This window comes from Propylenella binzhouense (assembly GCF_009866965.1).
GTDB classification, from domain to species: Bacteria; Pseudomonadota; Alphaproteobacteria; order Rhizobiales; family Afifellaceae; genus Propylenella; species Propylenella binzhouense.
Genome location: NZ_SPKJ01000002.1, coordinates 92,541 through 107,704, shown reverse-complemented (window position 1 = coordinate 107,704; position 15,164 = coordinate 92,541). Strand labels below are relative to the sequence as shown.

The window sequence follows — 15,164 nt, the reverse complement described above, 5'->3', positions numbered from 1 at the left end:
CCGCTCACATCGTGTTCGGCAGGAACAGCGCGATCTGCGGGAAGAGCACCAGCAGGACCACCACGATGAACTCGCAGAGCAGGAACCAGGCGACGCCGCGGAAGATTTCGGCGAGCGGCACCGCATCGCCCACGGTCGCCTTGATGACGTAGACGTTGAAGCCGACCGGCGGCGTGAGCAGCCCGATCTCGAGGAACTTGACGGTCAGGACTCCGAACCAGATGAGGTCCACGCCCTGCGCCTCGAACATCGGCAGGAGGATCGGCAGCGTGAGCAGCATCAGGCCGATCGGATCGAGGAACATGCCGAGGATGGTGAAGATCACCGAGGTCGCGACGATCAGGAGCAAAGGCGAACCGAGCTCGGAGAGAAGGGAGCCGAAATAGAACGGCATGCCCGTCATGGCCAGGAACTTGGCGAAGAGCGCGGCGGCGGCGGCGACGAAGAAGATGCGCGCGGTCGAGGCGGTGGCCTCGATCAGGCTTGAGACGAACCGCGCCACCGAGAGCCGGCGCTGCAGGAGCGCGATGAGGAGCGCCAGGGCGGCGCCGGCGGCGCCGGCTTCGGTCGGCGTGACGACGCCGGAATAGAGCCCGCCGATGATGCCGAGCATCAGCGCCAGCAGCGGCCAGATCTCGAGGAGCGCCCGGATCCGCTCCGGACGCAGGCGGCGCTGCTCCTCCGGATCGAGCCGGGGCGCGAGCGCCGGATTGAGCGTGCTGCGCACCATGATCATCACCATGTAGATGAAGGCGGTGAGCAGGCCCGGAATGATGCCGGCGATGAGCAGCTTGACGATGGAGACCTCGGCGAAGACGCCGAACAGCACGAACATGATGCTCGGCGGGATCATCGAGCCCAGCGTGCCGGCGCTCGCCACCACGCCGGTGGCGAGGCCGCGGTCGTATCCGGCCTTCAGCATCTCCGGGACCGCTATTTTGGCCATCGCCGCCGCGGTCGCGATGCTCGATCCCGAGGCGGCGGCGAATCCCGCGCAGGCATAGTTCGTCGCGACGGCGAGGCCGCCCGGAATGCCGCCGAGCCAGAGCCGCGCCGCGCGGAACAGCGACTGGCTGATGCCCGACCCGTGGGCAATGGCGCCCATCAGGAGGAACATCGGGATCGCCGAGAGGGTGTGGTGGGCGGCGAACTCGAAAGGGGTGCTGCCGAGAACCGCGTAGGCGATCCTGAAGTCTCTGATATAGGCGATTCCGAGCAGCCCGACGCCGCCGAGGGCGACGCCGATCGGGACGCGGAGCGCGATGAGGATGACGACCGCGCCGAGGCTCCAGAAGCCGACTTCGACCGAACTCATCACTCCTGCCCCTCGAACACGTCGTCCGGCTTGCGCAGCGCGGCCTCGAGGCCGTCGGCGCCGCGTGCGAGGCCCGCGATGGCGAGGCGCAGCGTGACGAGCAGCATGCCGGCCATGCCGACGACCACGATCCAACGGCTCGGCCAGACGCTGAGGAAGCCGCCGGCCGATTCCCAGACCTCGCCCTGCCGGGTCTTGGCGAGGGCGGTCACGTAGGACCGCCAGAGGAAGAGCGCGAGATAGATGGCCGTGGCGACGTAGACGACGGTGTCGAGCCGGGCCCGCGGCCGCCGCGGCATCTGCGACGTGAACAGGTCCACCAAGATCTGGCCGCCCGAGCGCGAGACATAGGCGAGCGGAAAGAAGGCGATCGTCACCATGTAGTAGGACGAGACGATCTCGAGCGTGCCGTCGAGCGGCGCGTTCAGGACGTTTCGGCAGAACACGTCGACGGCGATGTGCACCATCATCAGCGCCGAGGCGAGGCAGCCGATCCACATCAAGACGTCGACCAGCCGGTCCAGGATCTTTCCTATCGCGGTCACGTGGCCCTCAATTTCCGGCAGGGGTCAGGCAGGCAGGGTGCCGGGCGGCGTCCGGGCCGCCCGGCCGACGACGCTCAGAGGTCGTCGACGTCGATCTTGTCGTAGATCTCCCGCTTCAGGGCGGCGGTGAACTTGTCGACGTCGAGGCCGATCTCGGGGGAGAGCTTGCGCCACTTCTCGAGGTTCTTCTCGTAGGCGTCGATCACCGCGCCCGGATCGGCAAGGCCGAGCTTCTTCATGTCGGTGATTGTGATCTCCCGCAGCTTGGCCCGGAACGTCTCGAGCATCGCGTCGAAATCCTTGCCGCCCGGATACATCTTCACGTCGCTGCCCTTCAGCGACTCGAGCACCTCCTGGTCGACGCCGTAATAGGCGTCGAGCGTGCCGCGCGCGTCGAGCTCGGGCGCCCCGTCGAGGAGCGCCTGCTTCTGCTCACGGCTGAGGCCGTCCCAGGTGTCGCGGTTGATGTAGCCGGTCATCACCGGACCCATCATGCCCATCGGCACGTCGAGGATGGCGGTGACGACGTCCCGGTAGCCGTAGGAATCCATCCAGTTGATCGAGCCGAGCACGCAGTCGATGGTGCCGCGCTCCATGGCCGGGGTGCCCTCGGCCGGGTTCATGGCGACCGGCGTCGCCCCCGCCATCTCCATCATCGGCACGCCAGAGCCCGAGACGCGGACCTTCTTGCCCTTGAGGTCGGCGAGCGTGGCGACCGGCTTGCGGCACATCAGCTTGAACGGCGTGGCGCCGTAGCCGGCGATCGCCACCGCGTTGTTCTTCTTCAGCTCGGACTTGCAGGCGGGGCAGTCGAGCAGCAGCGTCTCGAGCGCCGCGCCGCCCGTCGCGACCACGTCGTCGCCGAACACCAGCGTCGAATAGATGGTGGCGATCGCCGGCAGCGCGGCCGGGTTGTAGGTCGGCACGACCAGCCCGGCATCGGCGATCCCCTCGCCCACCCCGGCCACGGTGTCGCGCCCGCTGAGGAGCTGGCCGCCCGTCACCAGCTTCCATTCGACCTCGCCGCCGGTCTTCTCCGCGACCGCCTTGAACCAGGGCGGCAGCGCCAGCTCGTTCACGGCGTGCTTCGGCCCCGCGTAGCTGCTGTAGATCAGCTCCCGCGCCGCCGCCGGGCCGGCGACAAGCGCCCCGGCGATTCCGGCCGCGGCGAGCGCCGCACAGATCTGCATCCGTCCCATCTCTTCCTCCCTGTTGTGACGAGGCGAACGTCCGTCCTCAGCGCCGACCCGCCTCGGGGATCGGGCTGGCTCAACCGGGCGCAGCGGGGCGCGTCCCGCGCCGCCGGCGCCGGGTCTCAGAGCCTCTTCACCGGCTCCGTCGGCAGGTTGAACAGGCGTGCCGCGTTGAGGCCGAGGATGTTCCGCTTCGCCTGTTCGTCGATGAAGGGGATGTCGGCGATCGTCCCCGGCGTGTCGAAGTCGAAATGCGGCCAGTCGGACGAGTAGAGCAGCTGCGTCTCGGCCTTGATCATCTCGAAGGTCGACTGCAGCGCGCGCGGATGGGTCTTCTCCATCGGCTGCGAGGTGTAGAAGCAGTGCTCCGACATGTACTCGCTCGGCAGGCGCTTCAGGAGCGGCGCCTCGGACTGGCGCATCAGGAACTGGTCGTCGAGCCGCTGCATCAGGAACGGCACCCAGGCGAGCCCGCTTTCCACCCACAGGCTCTTCAGCCCGGGAAAGCGCTCCGGAATGCCGTTCAGCACCCAGTTCGTCATGTGGATCATGTTGCACCAGACGAAGCCGAGCGCATGCATCCCGAGGAACTGGTTGACGGTGGCGAGCGACTGGTCCTGCCAGTGGTAGCCGGCATGGAACGCCACCGGCAGGCCGCGCTCCTCGGCCATCGCGTAGACCTTCATGTAGGCATTGTGGTGCACCGGCTTGTGCCGCACCGACGGCACCGTCAGCCCGATGATGCCGGGCTCGTCGGCGAAGTCCTCGATCATGCGGACGCATTCGTCCGGCTCGTTGAAGGGCAGATAGAGGAAGGTCTTGATGCGCGGATCGGCGCGCAGGAGGTTGTCGATCGTCCAGCGCGTATAGGCGCGCGCGAGGATCACCTCCATCCGGGTCTGCGGATGCAGCCCAAGGAACAGCATCGGCGTCGGAAAGACGACCATGTAGTCGACGGCGAGGCCTTCCATGGCGCGCCGCGTGAGCGTCACGTCACGATGGACAGACTTGTCCTCCACGACCTCCTTCTGGTCGTCCTGGTGCGGGATGCGGCCGCCGACGCTCTGGTAGCGCAGGCCGAGATCGCCCGAGAGCCCGTATGGCGGCGCGCCGACCCGGTTCTTGTGATAGTCGAGCGCGGCCGCCCGCTGCACCGGGTCCTCGATGTAGTGGACGATCTGGTTCCACGACACCGATTCGACGTGATGCGCGTCGATGTCGACGATCAGCCAGTCCTCGAGGCCCCGCCGCTTCGCGTCGCGGTTGGCGTGGTCCAGCAGCTCGCGCGTGTTCGTGTGGACGGAGGCTTCCTGCGTCGGCAGAAGCTCGGCCGGTTTGGTGGCGATGGCATCCATGGTCAGTATCCCTGGTCGTCGGGGCGCTGGCGGAACCAGATCGAGAGCTCCATCGGGCTGAGGCGCAGCGCGCGCAGCAGTTCCGAGCAGGCCGAAACGATCTCGGTCGCGGTCACCTCGTCGTCGTATTGTCCCATCAGCGGGCGGAAGGTCCGCTCCTCGCCGTCGGTGCGGGCGACGTAGAGGCGGATCGCCGCCGTCAGCAGCTGGCGGATCGCGGTCTCCGAGACGCGGTCCGCCTCGCCGCGCCCGAGGAGATCCTTGGCCGCCTCGAACAGGCGTTCGGCGGTCGGGTCGATCCACGCATATTCGTCGTTCGCCCCGTGGCCGGGCCTTCGGTCAGGCAGAGACATAGATGCTGCCGTCCTCGATCTCGAGCTTCGCCGCCCGCAGCCGCACCCTCGGGTTCCCCGGATGCTGCCCGGTTTCGATGTCGTATTCGTAGCCGTGCCAGGGGCAGACCAGGTGGAAGGTTTCAGCGTCGTATTCCTGGAAGCGGGTGGTGCCGTCCTCGGCGACCGGCTCCACGACGCGGTTGTAGATCCGTCCCTGGCAGACCGGGCCGTTCTGGTGGACGCAGCGATTGTGCCAGGCGAAGAGCCGGCCCTTCACCCTGAAGACGCCGATCTCCTTGCCGTCGCAGGAAACGACGCGGCGCTCGCCGTCCCCGATCTCGCTCTCTTCCGCCACGTAGTACCGCATTAGGCCGCTTCCCTCTCCGCCTCGGTCAAGAAGACGTTGATGCTCTTGCTCCGCCGGTACTTCTTGAATCCGTCAATCCCGAAGTCCTTGCCGAAGCCCGATTGCTTGAACCCGCCGAACGGGCTGCCGAGGTCGGCGCCGCGGCCGTAGCCGTTGATCCAGATCGTGCCGGCCTCGATTGCGCGCGCGCCGTGGATCGCCTTGTCGATGTCGCGGGTGTAGAGGCTGGCGGTAAGCCCGTAGACCGGGTGGTCGGCGAGCCGCATCGCCTCGTCGAACCCGCGGAAGGTCTGCACGCCGAGCACCGGTCCGAAGATCTCCTCGCGCAGCGCCGGGTTGTCGGAGCCGAGCTCGGCCATCACCGTCGGCGCGAAGTACTGGCCGCCGTCGAGGACGAAGCGCTCGCCGCCCGCAACCACCTTCGCCCCGCCGGCGCGGCCGCTCTCGACCAGCGCCTCGATCCGGTCGGCCTGCCGCTTGGAGATGATCGGCGGCAGGTCGGTCTCCTCCCGCCAGGTCGGGCCCGGCCGCACGCCGCGCAGGCGCTCCACCACCTTCCCGACGAAGCGCTCGGCGACGGCCTCCTCGACGATGAGGCGCGTGCCGGCGAAGCAGATCTGGCCGGCATTGCGCGAGACGCCGAGCGCCACCAGGTCGGCCACCTTCTCGAGGTCGGGCGCGTCGGCGAACACGACCTGCGGGCTCTTGCCGCCGAGCTCCATCGAGACCGGCTTCATGCCGTGATGGGCGGCGTCCGACATGATCGCCGCGCCGGTCGCCGTCGATCCGGTGAAGCTGACATAGCCGACGAGCGGATGGCGCACGGCGGCGCGGCCGGTGGTCGGGCCGCGCCCGACGAGAACGCTGAACAGGCCCCGCGGCAGGCCGGCCTCCACCCCGAGTTCCGCGATCCGCAGCATCGAGAGCGGCGTGAGTTCGCTCGGCTTCAGGATGACCGCGTTGCCCGCGGCGAGCGCGGGCGCGACCTTGGCGGCGGCGAGGAGCGCGGGCACGTTCCACGGCGAGATCGCCAGGACCACGCCCCAGGCCTCGTGCTCGACCATGTTGAGAGCGTCATGCGACGTGGCGAGGACCTCGCCGGGGCACTTGTCGGCGCATTCGCCGTAATAGCGCAGCAGCTCCGCGACGACGGGGATGTCGCGCTGCCGCGCCTCCGTGACCGGCCGGCTGGAGCACAGCGCCTCGAGCCGCGCCAGATATTCGCGGTCGCGCTCGACCAGCTCGGCCCAGCGCCGCAGCACCGCCCCGCGCCGGCGCGGATCGCCGGAGCCCCAGCGCTCGGCCCGGCGCGTCTCGGCGGCGCAGCGGACGGCCTCGTCGACGTCGGCCTCGCTCGCCTCGCGGAAGATGCCGAGGACGGCTCCGTCCGACGGGCGCTCGACCGGAAGCTCGTCGCCGCCGCCCCGCACGAAGCGGCCGGCGATGAACGAGCCCGACGGGCAGTCGATGGTGTCCGGAGCGAAGCTCGACATGTCCTCCCTTTCCGCGGCGGTTCCTTCGGCCGCCAAGTGTTCTTTTGTACGAAACGCTCGTTCCTTACATTGGAGTATGCATGTTGCCCTAGGCGTGTCAACACGGGCGTCCGGCCGGCGCTGCCACGGTCGGGCGCCCGGAGAGCCGCCGATTCGGGGTCCGGCGCCCGCCCGCTCCTGTTCCGGCGCCCCGCCGCTTGCTCGGTCGTCATGCCCGGGGCTCGACCATTGCTGTCCGGTTTGACCTCAGGCCCGGTACAGGACCATCTGGTCGGGCGGAGCAGCGCGCGGATCGCCGCGGATCAGCCGGTCGATGCGGCGTTCGTGCGTGGGATTGACGCGCACCGGGCGGGCGCAGGCACCCCGAGGAACTGACGGAAGGGGCGGCTCAGAGCCAGAGGATCTGCTTGCGGTATTCGAGATCCTCGAGGAGCCGGACGGCGGGCCCTTCGTGGAAGGCGGCGCCGCGCTCGAGCGCGAAGACGCGGTCGGCGAGCGCGAGCACGAGGTCGAGATTGTGCTCGACGATCACGATCGCGATCTCCCCGCGCAGCCTGTCGAAGACCCGGAAGAGGTCGAGCACCACGGCCGGCGCGAGCCCCTCGAACGGCTCGTCGAGAAGGAGGAGCTTCACGTTCCCCGAGAGCGCGCGGGCGACCGCGACCATCTGCTGCTCGCCGCCGGAGAGATAGTCCGCGGCGACGTTCATGCGCTCCTTCAGCCGCGGGAAATAGTCGAAGATGCGCTCCTCGCTCCAGACCACGCCGTCGCTGCCGTCGGTCTTCCGCGCGAGCCGGCCGAGCGCCAAATTGTCGGCGACGCTCATGCCCGCGAAGAGTCCCCTGCCCTGCGGCACGTAGCCGATCCCGAGCCGCGCTATGTCGGGCGCCGGCAGGCCCGCTATGTCCCGCCCCTCGAACATGATCGTCCCGGAGGCGGGCGGCACCAGCCCGGCGATGGTCTTGAGGAGCGTCGACTTGCCGGCGCCGTTGCGGCCGAGCAGCGCCACGATCTCGCCTTCCCGCACGTCGAGGCGGACGTCGTCGAGGATGTGGCTCTTGCCGTAATAGGTGTTGACGCCGGCGACGGCGAGGAGGCGGTCCCCGGCCGCGCGGTCCGGGCCGCGCCCGGCCGCGGGCGGCGTGCCGGTCCCGGTATAGACCTCCTGCACGCGCCGGTCGCGGCGGACCTCCTCGGGCGTGCCGGCGAGCAGCACCTCGCCCTGGTTCATCACCGTGACGCGGTCGGAGAAGCCGAGCACCCGGTCGATGTCGTGCTCCACGATCAGCACCGGGATGCTCGCCGCAACGTCCCGGACGAGGTTGGCGACGCGCTCGCGCTCGGCCGCGGCGAGCCCGGCGAGCGGCTCGTCGAGGAGGAGGAGGCGCGGCTTCGACCCGAGCGCGATGCCGAGATCGACGAGCCGCTGGCCGCCATAGGAAAGGTCGCGCCCGGCAATGCCCTCGATCCCCTCGAGGCCGAGGAAGCGCACCAGCGCCGCCGTCTCCGCATGGATCTCCGGATAGGAATCGACGTCGCGCCAGGCGTTGAAGCGGCCCGGATGGCAGGCCTGCAGCGAGAGCCGCAGGTTCTCGTAGATCGAGAGGCCCCGGAAGAGGTTGGTGATCTGGAACGAGCGCGCGAGGCCGCGCCGGCTGACCGCGTGGGGCGGCAGCCCGTGGATGCCGCGCCCGTCGAGGCGAACGGTGCCGGCATCCGGCGAAAACAGCCCGGAGACGATGTTGAAGAGCGTGGTCTTGCCGGCGCCGTTCGGCCCGATCAGCGCATGGATCTCGCCGGCCCGGATCGTGAGGCTCGCGCCGGAGACCGCCCGGATCCCGCCGAAATGCTTGGAGACCTCGGCGACCTCGAGCACGCGCCCGGCGCGGGGCTCCGGACGCAGGAAGTCCGGCAGCGGCAGGCCCGCGCGGATCCGGCGCCCGCTCATCGCGGCGGCGCCTTCGGGAGGCGGGCGCCAGGCGCGGGCGAGCCGGCCGCCTATGCCGACCAGCCCCTCCGGCGAGAACAGCACGAAGCCGACGAAGATGAGGCCGAACCAGAACAGCCAGTCGGACGTCCAGATCGAGAAGAGCTCGCGGAAGAGGATGTAGAAGAGCGAGCCCAGCGCCGGCCCGAGCATGGTGTGCATGCCGCCGATCACGACCATGGCGAGGAATTCGCCCGAGAGCCCGACCGAGGTGGCGTCGGCGGAGACGATGTAGTTGAGGAAGCCGATGAGCGCGCCGGCGAGCCCGGTCACGACGGCGGAGAGCACGAAGGCCCCGAGCTTGTAGCGCGCGACCGGATAGCCCTGGAAGGTCGCGCGGAGCTGGTTCTCGCGAATTGCCACGAGGACGTGGCCGAACGGCGAGCGGACCACCCGCAGCAGGGCGTAGAGCACGGCGAAGGCGACGAGCGCGACGAAGACGTAATAGGCCGCCGGGTCGTCGAGGTCGATCGGGCCGATCCGGCTCCGCGTGAGCCCGCCGAAGCCGTCCTCGCCGCCGGTGACGGCGGTCCAGCGGAAGGCGATCGTGTAGCAGAGGGCGGCGAGCGCAAGCGTCAGGAGCGCGAAATAGACGCCGCGCCGGCGCAGGATGAGCGCGCCGGTCGCGAGCGAGACGATCGCGACGAGGAGCATCGAGGCGAGGATCGGCAGCAGGAGCCCGCCGGGGAAGAGGTATCGCTGCGCGATCGCGGCCGCATAGGCGCCGATCCCGAACCACGCGCTGTGTCCGAACGAGGTGAGCCCGGTATAGCCGACGAGCACGTTGAGGCCCATCGCCGCGATGGCGAGCGCGACGACCATGGTCGCGGTGTTCGTCGTCAGCCCGAGCGGATGCATGGCGAAGGGCAGCGCGACGAGCGCGGCGGCGCCGATCAGGAGCGGCCGGCGCTTCGGCGCGGTGAGCGCGGCGATCATTCGAACTTCTCGATCCGCTCGCCGAGCAGACCGCGCGGGCGGAACATCAGCACGAGGAACATCAGCACGTACATCGAGGCCTCGCCGGCCGCCGGCAGGAAGTGGATCGTGATGCCGCGCACCACGCCGACCAGCATCGCCGCGAGCACCACCCCCCAGAAGCTGCCGAGGCCGCCGATGACGACGACGACGAAGGCGACGGTGACGATTTCCGCGCCCATCGCCGGATGCACGGAGGCGATCGGCGCGAAGAGCGCGCCGGCGAGCGCGGCCATGGCGACGCCGAGGACCACGATGGCGGTCATGTAGGGCTGCAGCCGGATGCCGAGCGCGGCGACCATGTCGGGCCGCTGGATGCCGGCGCGCACGACGCGGCCGAACGAGGTCCTCTGGATCGCGAACCAGAGCCCGCCCACCACCAGCGCCACGATCGCCAGGAGCAGCAGGCGGTAGCGCGAGAACAGGAAGTCGCCGACGAGGACGGAGCCCTTGAGGCTCGCCGGCATCGAGACCGGGAGCGGCGCGCTGCCCCAGACCATCCGGATCAGCTGCTCGGCCACCATCGCGAGGCCGAAGGTGACGAGCAGGCTCAGGATCGGGTCGGCGGCGTAGAAGCGGCGCAGGATGAAGCGCTCGAAGAGGATGCCGAGAATGCCGACGGCGGCCGGCGAGAGGATGACGGCGGCGCCGAAGCCGAGCCGTCGGGCGATCTCCACCGAGGCATAGGCCCCGAGCGCGTAGAACGCGCCATGCGCGAGGTTCACCACGCCGCCGACGCTGAAGATCAGGGAAAGCCCGAGCGCGATCAGCAGGTAATAGCCGCCGAGGACGAGACCGTTCACCACCTGCTCGAGCAAGAACACCAGCTGCATAGGCGGTCCGGTCGTTGGGGCGAGGCGGGCGGCGGAGCGAGGCGGGCGGTGCGGGCGCCGGCCGGGCGCCCGCACATGCCGGGCCTCAGAGCTTGCAGGGATTCTGCTCCTTGGTCGGATAGATGGTCTCGAGCGGCTCGCCGGCCGCCGGCACCGCCGGGCCGAGCGCCATCAGGTCCCACTTGTCCTTCATCTCGGCGGCGGCCTTCACCGTGAACGGATAGGCCTCCTGGACGAGCTGGTGGTCCCAGGCGCGGAAATAGGCGGGCCGGCCCTTCAGGATGTCGAACTCGGCGCCCTTCTCGAAATGGTCGGCGAGCGCCTCGCTGTCCGTCGATTTCGCCTCGTTCATCGCCTGCGCGAGCATCTTCAGCGAGACATATTCGATCCAGGCGTGGTTCTCCGGCGGCTTGCCGTGCTTCTTCTGGAAGGCGTCGACGAAGGCCTTCGAGGCGGGCACGTCGAGCGTGTGGTACCAGACCGTCGGCCAGGTGCCGCTGAGGTTGCCCTCGCCCGCGGCCCAGGCGTCGGCCGTGTTCAGGTTGAAGCCCACGATCGGGTAGGGCAGGCCGAACTCGGCATATTGCTTGACGAGGTTGGTGACCTGGTTGCCCGCCAGGTTCGAGCAGACGACGTCGGGCCGGGCCTGCCTGATCTTCAGCAGATAGGGGCTGAAATCGGTCACGTCGGTGGCGACGAGCTCGTCGCCCGCGAGCTTCGCGCCGTGCGCGTCGAAGAACGCCTTCGCCGCCCTCAGGAGATCGTGCCCGAAGACGTAGTCGGCCGTGAGCGTGTAGAAGCTCTTGCCTTCCACCATGCCGTCCCGCATGAGCGCGCTGCCGACGGCGTTCACCATCACGGTGTTCGGGATGTCGATGCAGAAGAGGTAGCGGTTGCAGCTCTCGCCGCGCAGCGTGTCGGAGCGCGGGCCGGTCGCCAGGAAGAGCTTCTTGTTGCGCGCCGCGACCTGCGAGATGGCGAGCGCCGAGGCCGAGCTGATCTCGCCCATCAGCACCAGCGCGCCGTCGCGGTCGAGCATGCGCTGGGCCTTGGTGGAGGCGGTCGCCGGATTGATGGAATCCTCCGACATGACCTCGAGCCTGCGGCCCATCACGCCCCCGGCGGCATTGATCTCCTCGGCCGCCATCGCGATGCCCATCACGGCATATTCCCCGAGCGCGCCGAGAAAGCCGGTCATCGGCGTGAGATGCCCGACCTTGATCGTGTCCGACTGCGCCCGGACGATGGCCGGCATTCCGATCGCATAGGCGCCGGCGAGCGCCGCGCCGCCCTTCAGGACGCTTCGTCTAAGCAAATCGCTCATCAGAGCTCTCCCTCCCGTCTTCCGTCCGGTCGGGACCCGCGCCGGCTGCCGCGGCCAGGCCGCGGCGCCGGTCTTTTCGTGCCGATCCGGATCAGCCCCGCTCAGGGGCCGCCCGGCATCGCCAAAGGCAACCGGATGGCAAATCCTCTCACAATGAAAGACGACTTTTCAAGTGCCGGGATGTTTGGACTCCAACCAAAGTCTCATCCTCACTCGGCCGCCTCGTAGGAGGTGGCGACCGACACCGCCTCCCAGGCGTCGAGTTCGCGGGAGACCCGCTCGAGCTTGCCGCGGATCGCGCCGACGCACACGGCCCCGAGCGGCAGCCGCAGGGGCGGCGTTTCGGCGTCGACGGCCGCGATCATCGCCTCTGCGCCGCGATAGGGATCGCCCGGCTGCTTGCCGTCGGTCTCCATGAGCGCCTCGCGGAAGCGGCCGATCGTGGCCGCATACGCCTCCATCGGCGGCGCCGATTCCATGGAGCGGTTGCGGAATTCGGTGCGGAACGGGCCGGGCTCCACGATCGTCACCCTGATCCCGAACGGAGCCACCTCCTGCGCGAGCGCCTCCGACATGCCTTCGAGCGCGAATTTCGTGGCGCTGTAGAAGCAGAAGCCCGGCGCGCCCACGAAGCCGGTCATTGAGGAGACGTTCACGATGTGGCCGCGCCCCCGCGCGCGCATATGCGGCAGAAGCGCCCGGATCATGCGGTAGGGACCGTAGATGTTGGCGTCGAAATTCCGCTTGAGGGCCTCCTCGTCGACCTCCTCGAGCGCGCCGACGAGGCCGTAGCCGGCATTGTTGACGAGCACGTCGATGCCGCCCGTCCAGTCGAGCGCCGCGGGGACGGCGGCGCCGATGCTCGCCGGCTCGGTCACGTCGAGGGGAAGCGCGAGCGCGCGGTCCGGATGGCGGTCGGCGAGGTCGGCGATCCGCGCGGTCTGCCGCGCCGTGCAGACCACGCGCTCGCCGCGCGACAGAAGCACTTCGCTCAAAGCGCGGCCGAGTCCGCTCGAGCACCCGGTGACGAGCCAGGCTCGCCGAGGCGCGGCATTCGATGCCAAGATCTGCTCCTGCTGGGCTGTCATGTCCTTGCCGCCGTTTCCGGCAGCGGCTGGGTCGAGCGTATGTTTCATATCGCTGTACGTCAATCGATCATGTGATAGAACGCTCCTCGCCGATCCGCCCTTTGGCGCGGCTCCAAGCAGGACGGGAACGCCATGGCGCGCATGAAAGGTGCCGACCTCATCACGGAATATCTGGTCGAGTGCGGGATCCCCTACGTGTTCGGGATCTGCGGGCACGGCAATGTCGGCATGCTCGATTCCCTCTATCAGGCGCGCGACCGGATCACGCTCGTCTCGCCGCGCCACGAGCAGGTCGCCGCGCACATGGCCGACGCCTATTTCCGCGTCCGGCACGAGCCGGTCGCGACGCTCACCTCCTGCGGTCCGGGCTCGTGCAACATCGTGATGCCGCTCGCCTGCGCGCTCACCGACAGCTCCGCGGTCTACGCGATCACCGCGAACGTGCCGACCTCGCAGTTCAACCGGAGCCCGTTCCAGGAGATCAACCGGCACTACCAGGCCGACTTCCCGAACATCATCCGGCCGGTGGTGAAGCGGAGCTACCAGCCGACGCGGGTCGACATGCTGCCGCTCGCGCTCCGGCAATCCATGACGACGATGCTGTCGGGGCGGCCCGGCCCGGTCAATCTCGACGTGCCGTTCAACGTGTTCCAGGAGGAGGACGAGGTCGCGCTGCCCCCGGCGGCGCCGAGGCTCGGCGCGCAGCGGAGCGGCGCCTCGCCCGACGAGGTGGCGGCCGCCCTCGACATGGTCCTTGCGGCGAAGCGGCCGGTGCTCTTCGTCGGCCACGGCGTGACGCTGGCGGAAGCGGGCGCCGAGCTCACCGCATTCGCGCGCCGGCTCGGCATCCCGGTGATCGCTTCGCCGAACGGCATGGGCACGCTCGACATGGAGGACCCGCTCTCGCTCGGCTTCATTGGGCGGAACGGCGCCTATCCGGCGAACCAAGCGGGACGCCGCGCCGACCTCGTGATCGCGATCGGCGCCCGCTTCGACGACCGCTCGGCGTCTTCCTGGCTGCCCGGCTATTCCTGGAACTTCCCGCATTCGAAGCTCATCCATGTCGACGTCGACCCGGCCGAGCTCGGCCGGAACTATCCGCCCGAACTCGGCGTGCTCGCCGACGCGCGGACCTTCCTGCGCCAGCTCCTCGCCGCGCTCGAGGCCGGCAGCGTCGCCGCCGATCCGTTCGCGGCCTGGCGGGCCGACATTGCGACCTGGCAGGCTGAGTGGGAGGCCTTCACGCGCCCGAACTTCGAGCTGCATGCCTCGCCGATCCGGCCGGAGCGGGTCGTGGCGGATTGCCAGTCGGTCCTCCCGCCGGACGCGATCCTCGCCTGCGACGTCGGCGTCAACCACAATTGGTACATGCAGTTCTGGAAGGCGCGCCGGCCGCAGACCATGCTGAATTCCTGGGGCTTCTCGGCGATGGGGTTCGGCGCCGCCGGCGCGCTCGGCGCCAAGCTCGCCGCCCCCGACCGGCCGGTCGTGGCGATCGTCGGCGACGGCTCCTTCACCATGGTGCCGCATGTGCTCTGCACGGCGGTCGAGTACCGGATCCCGGTCGTCTGGGTGATCTGGAACAATTTCGGCTGGGTTTCGATCCGCGACATCCAGCTCGGCATGTTCGGCGGCCGCGAGCTCGGCACCATGTTCAATGCGGGCGACAACAACAGGCCGTACAATCCCGATTTCGCGGCCTGGGCGCGGGCGGCCGGCGCCGACGCGCTCACCGTCACGCGCTCGGAGGACTTCAAGGGCGCGCTGGAGCACGCGATCGCGGCGGAGAAGCCCTTCCTGCTCGACGTCCATGTGGACGCCGAGGTCCGGCCGCCGGCGACGGGCGCCTGGGAGCTGCCGCCGACGCCCTACAGGGAGCCGGTCTTCGGATCGCGCTGGCTGCCGGGCGCGGTCGAGCCGGCCGGCTAGGCCGCGCGAAAGGAACCAGCAGAGAGGAGACGACCCGCCATGGCCGAGGATCCGCGCCACCCCTTCATCCGCAACATCGCCGCCGTGCCGTGGCGCGAGTTCCCCGGCCATTTCGGCGGCGCGCTGTCGAAGCCGCTCGCCATGCCCGAGACGGCGGGTACGCGGCACATCGACTACCGCATCTCGATGTACCAGCCGATGGCCCATGTCGCGCGCCACAAGCACGCGGTCCAGGAGCAGGTCTATCACGTGCTCGAGGGCGAGGGCCTGATGGAGATCGACGGCGAGGCGCATGTCGTGCGCAGGCACGACGTCATCTTCCTGCCGCCCGGCGTCGAGCATTCGCTCTCCAATACCGGCCTCGTCGACCTCGTCTTCCTCGTCGTCACGTCCCCGGTCACGGACGACGCGCCGCCGGCCTGACG

At 69.3% G+C, this 15,164-nt stretch carries 13 protein-coding genes; 2 read left to right on the top strand and 11 right to left on the bottom strand.

Features of this window, described 5'->3' with window-relative positions:
- Window positions 1–4: 4 nt before the first annotated feature.
- The 11 genes from E4O86_RS01260 to E4O86_RS01210 form a co-directional block, all read right to left on the bottom strand.
- Window positions 5–1,315, bottom strand: a complete 1,311-nt coding sequence (locus E4O86_RS01260) for a TRAP transporter large permease (RefSeq protein ID WP_161138695.1) — start codon at window positions 1,313–1,315, stop codon at window positions 5–7.
- A complete protein-coding gene (locus tag E4O86_RS01255; RefSeq protein ID WP_161138694.1) occupies window positions 1,315–1,860 on the bottom strand; it encodes a TRAP transporter small permease subunit in 546 nt (181 codons plus the stop codon). The genes E4O86_RS01260 and E4O86_RS01255 overlap by 1 nt, the downstream gene beginning before the upstream one ends.
- A 74-nt stretch (window positions 1,861–1,934) precedes the next feature.
- Window positions 1,935–3,059: a C4-dicarboxylate TRAP transporter substrate-binding protein gene (locus E4O86_RS01250; protein ID WP_161138693.1), complete on the bottom strand. Its 1,125-nt coding sequence runs from the start codon at window positions 3,057–3,059 to the stop codon at window positions 1,935–1,937.
- Between the two features lie 116 nt (window positions 3,060–3,175).
- Window positions 3,176–4,408 (bottom strand): amidohydrolase family protein, encoded by a 1,233-nt coding sequence (locus E4O86_RS01245; RefSeq protein WP_161138692.1) that lies wholly within the window; start codon window positions 4,406–4,408, stop codon window positions 3,176–3,178.
- 2 nt (window positions 4,409–4,410) lie between these two features.
- Complete coding sequence (locus E4O86_RS01240) at window positions 4,411–4,761, bottom strand: hypothetical protein (protein WP_161138691.1); 351 nt, start codon at window positions 4,759–4,761, stop codon at window positions 4,411–4,413.
- Window positions 4,748–5,110, bottom strand: coding sequence for a Rieske (2Fe-2S) protein (locus tag E4O86_RS01235; RefSeq protein WP_161138690.1), 363 nt, complete (start codon window positions 5,108–5,110; stop codon window positions 4,748–4,750). The genes E4O86_RS01240 and E4O86_RS01235 overlap by 14 nt, the downstream gene beginning before the upstream one ends.
- The gene (locus E4O86_RS01230; protein WP_161138689.1) at window positions 5,110–6,603 is read right to left on the bottom strand and encodes an aldehyde dehydrogenase family protein; all 1,494 of its coding nucleotides are present in this window, start codon (window positions 6,601–6,603) and stop codon (window positions 5,110–5,112) included. Before E4O86_RS01230 ends, E4O86_RS01235 begins: the two co-directional genes overlap by 1 nt.
- A gap of 388 nt (window positions 6,604–6,991) precedes the next feature.
- The gene (locus E4O86_RS01225) at window positions 6,992–9,526 is read right to left on the bottom strand and encodes a branched-chain amino acid ABC transporter ATP-binding protein/permease (protein ID WP_161138688.1); all 2,535 of its coding nucleotides are present in this window, start codon (window positions 9,524–9,526) and stop codon (window positions 6,992–6,994) included.
- Window positions 9,523–10,398 (bottom strand): branched-chain amino acid ABC transporter permease, encoded by an 876-nt coding sequence (locus tag E4O86_RS01220; protein WP_161138687.1) that lies wholly within the window; start codon window positions 10,396–10,398, stop codon window positions 9,523–9,525. Before E4O86_RS01220 ends, E4O86_RS01225 begins: the two co-directional genes overlap by 4 nt.
- 85 nt (window positions 10,399–10,483) lie before the next feature.
- Window positions 10,484–11,722: an ABC transporter substrate-binding protein gene (locus tag E4O86_RS01215; RefSeq protein ID WP_161138686.1), complete on the bottom strand. Its 1,239-nt coding sequence runs from the start codon at window positions 11,720–11,722 to the stop codon at window positions 10,484–10,486.
- Between the two features lie 209 nt (window positions 11,723–11,931).
- On the bottom strand, window positions 11,932–12,810 hold the full coding sequence (locus tag E4O86_RS01210; protein WP_161138685.1) for an oxidoreductase: 879 nt from the start codon (window positions 12,808–12,810) through the stop codon (window positions 11,932–11,934).
- A gap of 132 nt (window positions 12,811–12,942) precedes the next feature.
- On the opposite strand from E4O86_RS01210, the gene E4O86_RS01205 reads away from it, so the two are divergent.
- Window positions 12,943–14,739, top strand: coding sequence for a thiamine pyrophosphate-binding protein (locus tag E4O86_RS01205; RefSeq protein WP_161138684.1), 1,797 nt, complete (start codon window positions 12,943–12,945; stop codon window positions 14,737–14,739).
- Window positions 14,740–14,778: 39 nt separating this feature from the next.
- Window positions 14,779–15,162 (top strand): cupin domain-containing protein, encoded by a 384-nt coding sequence (locus E4O86_RS01200; RefSeq protein ID WP_161138683.1) that lies wholly within the window; start codon window positions 14,779–14,781, stop codon window positions 15,160–15,162.
- Window positions 15,163–15,164 lie beyond the last annotated feature (2 nt).

Bases quoted from the DNA above. Each gene is read 5' to 3' on its own strand.
- E4O86_RS01240 (WP_161138691.1), bottom strand. From the start codon at position 4,761: ATGTCTCTGCCTGACCGAAGGCCCGGCCACGGGGCGAACGACGAATAT.
- E4O86_RS01215 (WP_161138686.1), bottom strand. From the start codon at position 11,722: ATGAGCGATTTGCTTAGACGAAGCGTCCTGAAGGGCGGCGCGGCGCTC.
- E4O86_RS01245 (WP_161138692.1), bottom strand. From the start codon at position 4,408: ATGGATGCCATCGCCACCAAACCGGCCGAGCTTCTGCCGACGCAGGAA.
- E4O86_RS01230 (WP_161138689.1), bottom strand. From the start codon at position 6,603: ATGTCGAGCTTCGCTCCGGACACCATCGACTGCCCGTCGGGCTCGTTC.
- E4O86_RS01260 (WP_161138695.1), bottom strand. From the start codon at position 1,315: ATGAGTTCGGTCGAAGTCGGCTTCTGGAGCCTCGGCGCGGTCGTCATC.
- E4O86_RS01235 (WP_161138690.1), bottom strand. From the start codon at position 5,110: ATGCGGTACTACGTGGCGGAAGAGAGCGAGATCGGGGACGGCGAGCGC.
- E4O86_RS01210 (WP_161138685.1), bottom strand. From the start codon at position 12,810: ATGACAGCCCAGCAGGAGCAGATCTTGGCATCGAATGCCGCGCCTCGG.
- E4O86_RS01220 (WP_161138687.1), bottom strand. From the start codon at position 10,398: ATGCAGCTGGTGTTCTTGCTCGAGCAGGTGGTGAACGGTCTCGTCCTC.
- E4O86_RS01225 (WP_161138688.1), bottom strand. From the start codon at position 9,526: ATGATCGCCGCGCTCACCGCGCCGAAGCGCCGGCCGCTCCTGATCGGC.
- E4O86_RS01250 (WP_161138693.1), bottom strand. From the start codon at position 3,059: ATGGGACGGATGCAGATCTGTGCGGCGCTCGCCGCGGCCGGAATCGCC.
- E4O86_RS01205 (WP_161138684.1), top strand. From the start codon at position 12,943: ATGGCGCGCATGAAAGGTGCCGACCTCATCACGGAATATCTGGTCGAG.
- E4O86_RS01200 (WP_161138683.1), top strand. From the start codon at position 14,779: ATGGCCGAGGATCCGCGCCACCCCTTCATCCGCAACATCGCCGCCGTG.